Genomic DNA, 3,317 nt, shown 5'->3' on the forward strand with positions numbered 1-3,317 from the left:
ACCCGCACGACGCTGGCCCGGCACGTCCTCGCCGGGCTGTCCAGCAGCACGGCCGGCCTCCTCCCGGGGGCGGCCGGCGACGCTGACGCCCTGACCGGACTGGTGCTGGTGCTGTCGGACTCGGTGGTGCTGGGCCGCGACTGGGGAGTGCCGCTGACCCCCTTCCCCGGCCTGCAGCAGCCGTGAGCTCACCCCACGGAGCCAGCCCACTCCGATACTTCGCGGGAAGCCCCCGTGGCTGAGCTGGTCATTCCCGACGCCTTCCGCCGCCTCGTGAACAACCACGAGCCGGAGGGCGGCGTCGAGGGCGCCGACTGGTTGCGCGAGCTGCCCGGCCTGATCCGCGACTGCCTCGACCAGTGGGGTCTCGAGGTGGTGGGCAGGGCCATGCACGGTATGGCGGCCCTCGTGTTGCCGGTGCACCGCGCCCGCGCTGCCGAGAGGAACCAGGCGGGCGGGGCCGAGGCCGTGCTCAAGATCGTCTGGCCGCACCCGGAGGCCGCCGGGGAGCACCTGGCGTTGCGCCGCTGGGACGGGCACGGTGCGGTGCGGCTCCTGGCCGCGGACCCCTCCCGGTGGGCCCTGCTGCTCGAGCGGCTCGACCCGACCCGCACCCTCCTGGACGAGCCGATCGACGAAGCCTGCACCGTCATCGGGCAGCTGCTGGGGCAGCTCGACGGACCGGCGCTGCCCCGCTCCCTGCGTCTGTCGGACCTGGCCTGCCGGTGGGCCTCGGAGCTGGACGACCTGGCCAGCCGGCCCTCGGGGGCACCGGTCCCACCCCGCTTTCTACGCCAGGCGAGCGGCCTCGCCCTCGACCTCGCCGCGTCGGACCTCGTCGACGCCCGGCTGGTCCATGCCGACCTGCACTACGAGAACGTCCTGGCCGGGGCGGAGCGTCAGCGCTGGCTCGCCATCGACCCCCAGCCTCTGGCGGCCGAACCGGCATACGCGGTGGCTCCGGCGCTGTGGAACCGGTGGGACGAGGCGGTGGCGACCGGCGACGTCAGACGCGCGCTGCGCCGCCGCCTGGAGCTCGTCTGCGACGCCGCGGGGATCGACCCGGAGCGCGCCCGCGCGTGGTCGATCGTGCGGGAAGCGGTCAACGCGATGTGGGAGGCCGCCCGCCCCGGGGAGAGCTCGGCGGCGGAGCTGTCCGCCAAGGTCGTCGCCCTCAAGGCCCTGCAAGCGAACTGAGCCTCCCTGCCCCGCGGGTCTCTGTCGTGCTCTGGTCGCCCACAACGACGCTCCTGCAACGAAGAGCCGCACGGGGGTCACTCGGCAGAGGGCTCGGGAGAGAGCGGGTGACGCAGGGCCAAGGCGGACAGCACGACCAGTGCACCGCAGGCGGCCATGGCGCCGCCCACCCCGACGGCGACGGCGAGCGCACCGGCCAGTGGCGGGCTCAGGCCCTGACCGCCCATCATCCCGGTCGAGGCGAGCCCGAAGGCCTGACCGCGCCGACCCTCCGGAAGGCTGTCGACGAAGATCCGCTGGATGCCGGTGCCGTAGCCGCAGCACAGGCCGGACGTCACGAGCAGCGCTCCAGCCACCGGCAGGTTGGGCCCCAGGGCGAAGACCAGCAACGGCAGTCCGAGCGCGATGGCCAGGGGGAGCGCCAGCCGCTCCCGGGTGCGGGGCCGGCAGAACCGGCCGAGCACCAGGGCACCGACGAGCATGCCGACCGGCAGGGAGGCGAGCAGGACGCCGGCGCCGGTCGCCGCCTCGCCGCGCGACCCGACATACGACACGATCAACGACTCGGCCCCGGTCACGAACCACGCGGGCACCCACTGGGCGAGCAGCAGACCGCGGACCCGCCCGTCGGCGAGCAGCTCCCCGTTGCCACGCAAGGAGCTGCGCAGGACACCGAGCTGCTCCGCGCTCGCCGGCAGGCGTCCGACGTGCCGCAGGCCCGACCCGGCGACCACCCCGGCGACAAGGAGCGAACCGCCGGCGACGAGCAGCAGGTCGGGTGCGGCGACGACGGCGAGCACCGCGCCGCCGAGCCCGAGACCCACGATCTGCGTGCCCGACCCGATCATCGACAGCATCGAGCGACCCAGGACGTAGCGATCGCCCTCGAGCAGCTGCGGCAGCAGGCCCCCCGAGGCGGCCGTGAAGACCGGCGCGACGGTCGCCGCGACTCCGACGAGCACCAGCATGGCCGCGACGGGCAGGCCCGGGGCCAGTCCGATGGCGATCCCCGGGGCGGCGCGCACCACGAGTCCCCAGGCGATCACGAGGTGCGGCGAGAACCGGTCGGCGAGTGAAGTCAGCAGGGCCCCACCGAAGACCTGCGGCCCGAAACCGACACCGAAGGTCACGGCGCTGAGCAGCGGAGAGCTGGTGCGGGCGTAGACCAGGACGGCGAGGCCGAGGATCTCGAACTGGAACCCGAGCACGTAGAGGAACACCGTGCCGAACAGCACCCGGCGGGACCCGGCCACGGACCCGTGGGTGGCACGCGCCCGGCAGCGGTTCGAGCAGGTCAGCGGCAACGTGGGCGTGCATGCCGTGCTGGTCCTGCAACCGCCGGGCTACGGGGCCGATTTCCTCTCGCCCGTCCCTCGGGGGGGGTGGCGGACACCATCGACGATCTGCTGGATGCGGTGCGCTCCTGCCCCACGGCACAGGCCCGCGCCGAGATCAGCACCGCCATGGCGCATCGACGCGCCAGCGAACAGGTGCGGGAGGTGCTCGCGCGCGATGACGTCACCGTGCTGCTCGCCGACGCCCTCGCCGGGTGCTGGGACACGGTGCTCGCCCCCGACTGGCCGTTGCTGCGTGCCGTCCTGGAGCGAGACGTCGTCCACCGGGCTGAGCGGCTCGTCTCGAGGGGGTGGGCGTCGGCCCTCGACGACCTGCATGCGCGGGTGCGCTGGGCCCACGGTCTGATCCGGGTCGACCGGTGGCGTGACCAGGACGTGGACCTCGACGGTCGCGGGCTGCTGTTCGTGCCGTCGGTCTTCGTCTGGCCGGGTCTCGCGGTGACCCTGGACCCGCCCTGGCCCCCGGCGCTCGTCTACCCGGCCCGGGGAGTGGGCGCCCTGTGGCGCAGCCCCGACGAGGGCGGTCCTGCCGGTCCCCCCGACGCCCTGGCGCAGCTGCTCGGTCGCACCAGAGCCGCGGTGCTGACCGCCCTCGACCAGCCCGCGAGCACCACCCAGCTGGCTCGGGTGCTCCGACAGAGCATCGGTGGTGTCGGTGACCACCTCGCGGTGCTGGGCCGCGCGGGACTCGTGGACCGTGCGCGGTCCGGCCGCTCGGTGCTCTACCACCGCAGCCCGGCGGGCGAGGCGCTGGTGGCGGCCCCG

At 74.5% G+C, this 3,317-nt stretch carries 4 protein-coding genes; 3 read left to right on the forward strand and 1 reads right to left on the reverse strand.

Annotation, left to right across the window (positions count from 1 at the left end):
- Positions 1 to 186: hypothetical protein (locus FRW57_RS23520; RefSeq protein WP_162529429.1), on the forward strand; the 186-nt coding region annotated here is incomplete at its 5' end.
- 48 nt (positions 187 to 234) lie between these two features.
- The gene (locus FRW57_RS19290; RefSeq protein ID WP_238384819.1) at positions 235 to 1,197 is read left to right on the forward strand and encodes an aminoglycoside phosphotransferase family protein; all 963 of its coding nucleotides are present in this window, start codon (positions 235 to 237) and stop codon (positions 1,195 to 1,197) included.
- Positions 1,198 to 1,274: 77 nt separating this feature from the next.
- Here the strand turns inward: FRW57_RS19290 and FRW57_RS19295 are convergent, their stop codons facing one another.
- Entirely contained in the window at positions 1,275 to 2,450 is a 1,176-nt protein-coding gene (locus tag FRW57_RS19295; RefSeq protein WP_152186799.1) for an MFS transporter, read from the reverse strand.
- A gap of 129 nt (positions 2,451 to 2,579) precedes the next feature.
- Here FRW57_RS19295 and FRW57_RS19300 point away from each other — a divergent pair.
- Positions 2,580 to 3,317 (forward strand): DUF5937 family protein (locus FRW57_RS19300; protein ID WP_152186800.1); only part of this gene is annotated, 738 nt, incomplete at its 3' end.

It is taken from the genome of Segeticoccus rhizosphaerae (genome assembly GCF_009192725.1).
GTDB classification, from domain to species: Bacteria; Actinomycetota; Actinomycetes; order Actinomycetales; family Dermatophilaceae; genus Segeticoccus; species Segeticoccus rhizosphaerae.